General features: G+C 70.7%; 7 protein-coding genes. 3 read left to right on the top strand and 4 right to left on the bottom strand.

The window, feature by feature from the left end:
* Nucleotides 1–77 precede the first annotated feature (77 nt).
* Nucleotides 78–554, top strand: a complete 477-nt coding sequence (locus GT042_RS06310) for a universal stress protein (RefSeq protein ID WP_161307711.1) — start codon at nt 78–80, stop codon at nt 552–554.
* 91 nt (nt 555–645) lie between these two features.
* Nucleotides 646–2,790, top strand: coding sequence for a SpoIIE family protein phosphatase (locus GT042_RS06305; RefSeq protein ID WP_237530508.1), 2,145 nt, complete (start codon nt 646–648; stop codon nt 2,788–2,790).
* Nucleotides 2,791–2,874: 84 nt separating this feature from the next.
* On the opposite strand, the gene GT042_RS06300 is transcribed toward GT042_RS06305, so the two are convergent.
* The 4 genes from GT042_RS06300 to GT042_RS06285 form a co-directional block, all read right to left on the bottom strand.
* Complete coding sequence (locus GT042_RS06300) at nt 2,875–3,654, bottom strand: MHYT domain-containing protein (protein WP_161307710.1); 780 nt, start codon at nt 3,652–3,654, stop codon at nt 2,875–2,877.
* Between the two features lie 150 nt (nt 3,655–3,804).
* Complete coding sequence (locus tag GT042_RS06295) at nt 3,805–4,656, bottom strand: ABC transporter permease (protein WP_161307709.1); 852 nt, start codon at nt 4,654–4,656, stop codon at nt 3,805–3,807.
* A complete protein-coding gene (locus tag GT042_RS06290; protein ID WP_161307708.1) occupies nt 4,653–5,672 on the bottom strand; it encodes an ATP-binding cassette domain-containing protein in 1,020 nt (339 codons plus the stop codon). Before GT042_RS06290 ends, GT042_RS06295 begins: the two co-directional genes overlap by 4 nt.
* A gap of 123 nt (nt 5,673–5,795) precedes the next feature.
* Nucleotides 5,796–6,173, bottom strand: a complete 378-nt coding sequence (locus tag GT042_RS06285; protein ID WP_161307707.1) for a hypothetical protein — start codon at nt 6,171–6,173, stop codon at nt 5,796–5,798.
* A gap of 222 nt (nt 6,174–6,395) precedes the next feature.
* Between GT042_RS06285 and GT042_RS06280 the strand changes: the two genes are divergently transcribed.
* Nucleotides 6,396–7,041: hypothetical protein (locus GT042_RS06280; RefSeq protein WP_161307706.1), on the top strand; the 646-nt coding region annotated here is incomplete at its 3' end.

The following is a 7,041-nucleotide window of genomic DNA, read 5'->3' as shown; positions in this document are numbered from 1 at the left end:
GAGGTGGTGCCGTTCGAGCAGCTCCTCGCGAACCAGACGAGCACGACCAGAACGACCAACCGGTAGGAGAGCACGACATGAGCACCAGCCCCACCTCCACCCCCGCCCCCGGTCCCACCCACGGGATCGTGGTCGGCGTCGACGGCTCGGAGCCGTCCTTGAAGGCCCTGCACTGGGCGGTACGGCAGGCGAAGCTGACCGGCGAGAAGGTGACGGCGGTGATCGGGTGGGAGTACCCGGCGACCGGCTGGGCGGCGATGATGCCGGGCACTCCGGCGGAGTTCGACCTCGAGTCGCTGGCGCGCCAGATCCTGGACGAGACGCTGGACAAGAACCTGGACGACACGGTCGCGTCGGCCATCGAGCGCCGCGTGGTGAACGGCCCGGCGGCCCAGGTCCTGATAGACGCGTCCAAGGACGCGACGCTGCTGGTGGTCGGCGAACGCGGCTACAGCGGCTTCACGGCGACGCTGCTGGGCTCGGTGAGCCTGCACGTCACCCAGCACGCGAAGTCCCCGGTGGTGGTGGTCCGGGGAGACCACACGGAGAGCTGACCCCCCCCCGGCGCGGGTGCCCGCACCACGCCCGTACGTACAAGGCGTACGTACGGGCGTTGTGTGCAAAGCTGGTGGGGGAGGCACCCGCATGGCACGTACCTGGGATCGTGACCACGTACTGGCGGCGCTGCTCCTGGCCTTCATCGGCCTCATCGCCTTCCTCCAGCTGGTCGTGGATCCGGGTCTCTTCCCGTGGGCCGGATATTCGGTCCTCGCCGAGCTGATCGCCAGCGCCCTCCTCCCCCTCCGGCTGACCTTCGTGGTCGGGGTGGCCGACCTGGGCGCGGTGGCCGGTGTGTACGGAGCGGGCGTCCAGGGAGTCCCCACGCGCGATCGCTTCATCACGGTCCTCGCGGTGTTCCTCGCGTTTGTCGTCAGCCTGGTCGTCTGCCGCCTCCGCGAGAAACGGGACAGACGGCTCAGGAACCTGACGATCTCCAGAGCCCGGTTGCGCCTGCTCAGTGAGGCGGGGCGCCGGGTCGGAAGCACGCTGGACGTCTCCCGTACGGCCGCCGAACTGGCCGACGTCGCCGTGGTCGACTTCGCCGATCTGGCCCGGGTCGATCTGGTCGCCACCCGGGAACCCTTCGCGGCGCCCGTGACCGGCGCGCAACGGGTCTTTCCGGCCGCCTCGCGGGCCGGGCCGACGGCCGGACGGTCGGCGGGACAATCGGCCGGTCCATCGGCCGGTCCATCGGGCAGTGGGTCGGGCAGTGCGTCGGCCGGTCCGTCCGCCGGGTCGTCCGCCGGTCCATCGGCCTGGTCGTCTGCCGGGCCGGGAGGTACGCCGCCGGGCCTCGGGGAGCCGATGACATACCCGGAGTCGGAGTCGTCCGGGCCCGCCTCCTGCCTGGCCACCGGCAACTCCGTCCTCAGCCAGGACCCCGCGACGACGGCGACCTGGTTCACCCCACAAGCGGACGACCCGGCCGAGGCCGGCGAGGCGGCGGGTCCCACCTCCGCGATGGCCATCGCCCTGCGCGCCCGCCGCGGCACCCTGGGTGTGGTGCTCTTCGGCCGCCTCGGCACCCGGCCACCCTTCGACGAGGACGACGTCCTCCTCGCCGAGGAGATCGCCTCACGGGCCGCCGTCTGCATCGACAACGCGCGCCGCTACACACGCGAGCGGGAGACCGCCCTGGCGCTCCAACGCAGTCTCCTGCCGCAGGAGATGCCCAGCCTCATGGCCGTGGAGACCCACTCCCGCTACCTGCCCGCCGACTCCGCCGCCGGGGTGGGGGGCGACTGGTTCGACGTCATCCCGCTGTCCGGGGCCCGGGTCGCCCTGATCGTCGGGGACGTCGCGGGGCACGGCATCCAGGCCTCGGCCACCATGGGCCGCCTGCGGACCGCCGTACGGACGCTCGCCGACATCGAGCTGACCCCCGACGAACTCCTCACCCGCCTCGACGGCATCGTGCTGCACCGGACGGCGGGCGCCCGCAACGAGATCGCGGACACGGACCTCAGCGCCACGTGCCTGTACGCCGTCTACGACCCCGTGACCTGCGAGTGCACCGTGGCCCGGGCGGGGCACGCGCCGCCCGTGGTGCGCCACCCCGACGGAACCGTCGGCCTCCTGGACGCCCCCGCGGGACCGCCCCTCGGCGTCGGAGGACTGCCCTTCGAGTCGGCCACGGCGCACGTCCCGGCGGGCAGCCTCGTCGTCCTGTACACCGACGGTCTGATCGAGTCCTACGACCATGACATCGACGAGGGCCTGGACCTCCTCCGCGCGGCTCTGCGCGGCACGAACCCCTCGATGAGCGACGCGGCCGACCAGATCCTCCGCTCGCTGCTCCCCAACCCGCCGAGGGACGACGTGGCGCTGCTGATCGCCCGTACCCGCGCCCTGGGTGCCGACCGGGTCGCGGGGTGGCAGCTGCCCAGCGCCCCCGCCGCGGTGGCGCAGGCGCGCAAGTACGCGACCGACCAGCTCACCGGCTGGGGCATGGGCGAGGACGTCGAGTTCGCCACGGAACTCATCGTCAGCGAACTCGTCACGAACGCCGTCCGCTACGCCACCGGCCCCATCTCCCTCCGTCTGATCAACGGGGACAGCCTGATCTGCGAGGTCTCGGACGGCAGCAACACCTCCCCCCACCTGCGGCTGGCCGCGGCGCTCGACGAGGGCGGCCGGGGACTGTTCCTCATCGCCCGGACCAGCGAACGCTGGGGGACCCGCCGGACGAGCGCGGGAAAGACCATCTGGGCCGAACTGAGCCTCTCCTGACCCACGGCGGATCCCCCGGAGCCTCCCGGATCCCGCTCGCGGCCACCCTCTCCGCGTCACCCCCTCCGCGTCACCCCGTCCGCGTCACGCGTTGTGGCGTGTACGCGGCTGTGCCACCGGTCTGTCCCATTGATCGCCCAGGACCAGCAACGGGTCGAACATGACGACGACGGCCGCCAGGAGGAGGAAGACCACGGGCCCCAGGAGCATCGGGAGGATGAACGACGCCGGGAAGTCGGAGCCCGACGAGTTCGCGGCGCTCTGGACGTGCACGGTCACCGCCGCCATGCCGATGTAGTGCATTCCGGTCACGGCGATCCCCATGACAACACTCGCGCCCAGGCTCGCGAAGAAGCCGTGGACGGAGACCGCCGCCCAGAGCGCGGCCGTCGCCGCGACCACGGCCACCACGATGGAGGCGGCGACCGTCGGAGCGGCGTACTCCAGATGACCGGCCAGCCGGATCCCGGCCGTGCCCGTGTAGTGCATCGCCGCGACTCCCAGCCCCGTGACCGTGCCCGCGAGGGCGAGGGTCCACCGGCTCGCGCCCCGGTAGCCGACGACGAAGACGCCGATGCCCACCATCACGATCGCCACGAAGAGGCTGAGAATCGTCAGGGTCCCGTCGTAACTGATCGGTGTCTCATCGACGTTGAAGCCGATCATGGCGATGAAGTGCATGGTCCAGATGCCGGACCCGATGGCCCCGGCCCCCAGGGCCAGCCAGCCGGCCTTCCAGGAGGTTTGGGCCCGCAGCGAGCGTGTGGTGCAGCGCAGACCGAGAGCCGCGCCGAGACACGCCATGAGGTAGGCGGCGATGGGTGTGATGAGTCCGTAGTTGAATCCGTCGACGGTGCCGCGCATCAGTAGGACGACCTTTGGGTTCAGGAAGTGGGTACTGGGGCGTGGGGGGCGACGTGATTATGGGCCGCGCGGCGGGGGTGTGAACCGATTCGTACGGTCTCGTCTTCTTAACGAAGTTGGCTGAAAACAGTCGGAGTCGGTGACCCTGTCTCACTTCCGGTTGTACAGCCGCATCGTCACCGCCCCGAACACCACCAGCAGCCCCGCCGACCAGCCCAGCGACCAGCCGATGTGCGCCGCCGGCCAGTCTCCCTCCATCAGCTCCCGTACCGCCGAGGCCACATGGCTCACCGGGCTGTTGTTCACGAAGGCCTGGAGCCAGCCCGGCATCGTCCTCGGGTCCACGAAGACGTTGCTCAGGAACGTCAGCGGGAAGATCACCATCATGCTCACGCCCATGACGGACTTCTCGCTGCGCAGGAGCAGGCCGAACATCGTCCACAGCCACGAGAACGAGAACGCGAAGACCAGCAGCACCGCCAGGCCCGCGAGGATGCCCAGCGGGCCGCCGTGCGGGCGGTAGCCGATGGCCATGCCGACCGCGAGCATCACCAGCGACGCGATCACATAGCGGACCAGGTCGCCCAGCAGATAGCCGACCATGGGCGCGGGGCGCCAGATCGGGAGCGTACGGAAGCGGTCGAAGACGCCCTTCTCGATGTCCGTGTTGACCGCGACGCCCGTGTACATCGTGATCATCACGACGCTCATCACCAGGATGCCCGGCAGCAGGAACTGGATGTACGCCGAGACGGATCCGGCCAGCGCGCCCCCGAACAGGTACGCGTACATCAGCACCATCATGACCGGGAAGGCCGTCACGTCGAAGAGCTGTTCCGGTACGTGCTTGATCTTCAGCATCGCGCGCAGGCCGAAGGTCAGCGACGCGGAGAGCGCGCTGGGGCGCGGCGGGCGCTCCTTGTTCACCAGGAGGGCGGCCAGATCCTCCTGCCTCGGGGTGGTCAGGTCGATGTCGTGCGTGGCCGTCGCGTCGGTGGTCATGCCGCCGCCCCCTCCGTCGTCTCCGTCGTCTCCGTCGTCTTCTTCGCCGTGTCGAGCGGCTTGTCCGTCAGGGCCAGGAACACCTCGTCCAGCGTCGGCTGCCCCAGCGAGAAGTTGTCCACCGTGATCCCCGCCCGCGCCAGCTCCGCCAGCGCCCGCGCGGCCCGTTCCGCCGCGCCCTGTTCGCTGCCGTGCGCCGTGACCGTGGCGGTCAGGGCGACCGGGTCCGCGTCGAGCTGGACGACCGCGTCGAGCGCGCGCGTCAGCAGCAGCTCCGCCTCCGGCCGCCGTTCCGCGTCCCGCAGGCGCAGATGGACCGAGCCCGCCCCGACCGACGCCTTCAGCTCGCCCTTCGTGCCCTCCGCGATCACCTTCCCGTGGTCGATCACGGCGATACGGGACGCCAACTGGTCCGCCTCGTCGAGATACTGGGTCGTCAGCATGACCGTCGTGCCCTGCGCGACCACGGCCCGCACGATGTCCCAGACCTGGTTACGGCTGCGCGGGTCGAGCCCGGTCGTCGGCTCGTCCAGGAACAGCAGATCGGGCGTGTTGAGGATGGACGCGGCGATGTCGATACGGCGCCGCATGCCGCCCGAGTACTTCTTCACCTGCCTGCCCGCCGCCTCCGTCAGCCCGAAGGCCTCCAGCAGCCGGTCCGCGCGCGCCCGCGCGGCGGCCTTCGCGTGGCCGAGGAGCCGCGCCAGCAGCACCAGGTTCTCGATGCCGGTCAGGTCCTCGTCGACCGACGCGTACTGCCCGGTGAGGCTGATCCGCGCGCGGACCGCGTCGGCGTCCCGCACCACGTCCTTGCCGAAGACCCGGGCCTCGCCGCCGTCCGGGCGCAGCAGCGTGGCGAGCATCTTCACGGCGGTCGTCTTGCCCGCGCCGTTCGGTCCGAGCACCCCGTAGACCGTGCCCGCGGGCACGGCGAGATCGATGCCGTCCACGGCGCGGTGCGCGCCGAAGACCTTCACCAGCCCCCGGGTCTCGATCGCGAGATCTGTTGTTGTCATCACCAGTCCTTGTCGTGATCTTTGCTGTCCTTCGGAGAAAAACCCAAGCACTGGTAAAGACCTCGCGGCCCGCCAGAACTCATCTGGCGGGCCGCGAGAATTTTTCAGGAGGTACGGGGGGCCTCAAGGCTCCCGCATGTAGAACAGGTAGAACATGACCAGCGTCGTACTGACCCCGAACGTCAGACCGATCCCCGAGGACAGCAGCACGCTGTGCTGGGTCAGGCTGTACAGGAAGCCGATCGCGCAGCCGACCAGGACGCCCCAGGCGCCGGCGCGCAGTTCGCGCATCAGCAGGTGCTGGACCCGTACCAGACCGTAGATCAACCCGGTGAGCACCAGCCCGGACGCCAGCGCCAGGGCCAGCTGACCGAAGTTGGCGGCTCCGCCGCTGCGTGCGATGAACTGCGTGTAGATGCCGTACGCGGTGCCGAAGAGCAGCGGCACTCCCCAGCCCCGGAGCGAGATGTGCGGCCGGGTGCGGATTGCTGCGTGTGCCATGGCAGGAGGCTCCTTCCCCTCGCACCCCCCACCACTCCAGGGCACACCAGCCACCCGCTACCGGCAACTCAGGAGCGACGGGAAGCGAGGGGAAGCGACGAGAAGTGACGGGAAGCGAGAAGAAGCGACGGAGGCGACGGAAACGACGGAGGCGACGAAAGCGGTCACTGAGTCGGCGGCGCACCGCTCGCGCCGCCCCGTCCCGCCGCGTTCCCTTGAGACGTGCGGACCCTCTCCCATACCCGCCCCGCCCTCCCCACCCGTCCCTCCTCCCCCCTCTCCACCGCCCTCGCCGCCACTTCCGCCGCCGCCCTGATCGTCCTGCTGACGGTGCTCGTCCCGGTGAGTTCCCTCGCCGCCTGGTCCCAGCTGGAGATCGGGGACAGCGACCGGTTCGTCGCCACCATGGAGCCGCTCGCCTCCGAGCCCGCCGTGCAGGACGCCGTGGCCGACCGCATCACCCAGCAGGCGATGCGTCAGATCGACGTGGGGCCGCTGGAGGGTGAGGTACGGGACCTGCTCCACGACGCCGTACGGTCCTTCACCACCACCGCCTCCTTCCGGGCCGCGTGGCGGACCGCGAGCCGGGCCGCGCAGTCCGCCGCGAACCAGGTCCTCACGCAGGACACCGGCAAGGCGGTGACCCTCGACCTGGCGCCCGTCACGGAACAGGTGAAGCGCCAACTGCGGGACGACGGAGTGCCGTTCGCGGACCGGATTCCCGTACGGCACACGGAGATCACGGTCCTCAAGGCGGACGGGCTCGGCGGGCGGCGGGACGTCGTGCAGGGGATGCGGACGGCGGGCGTCTGGCCGGCGGTCGGGACGGTGGGCGTCGCGGCCCTGGCGGTGGCGGGGGCCGCGTTCC

Source organism: Streptomyces sp. SID3212 (assembly GCF_009865405.1).
GTDB lineage: Bacteria > Actinomycetota > Actinomycetes > Streptomycetales > Streptomycetaceae > Streptomyces.
Note: the sequence above shows the minus strand (reverse complement) of the source record. Positions and strands in the feature narration are given on the sequence as shown.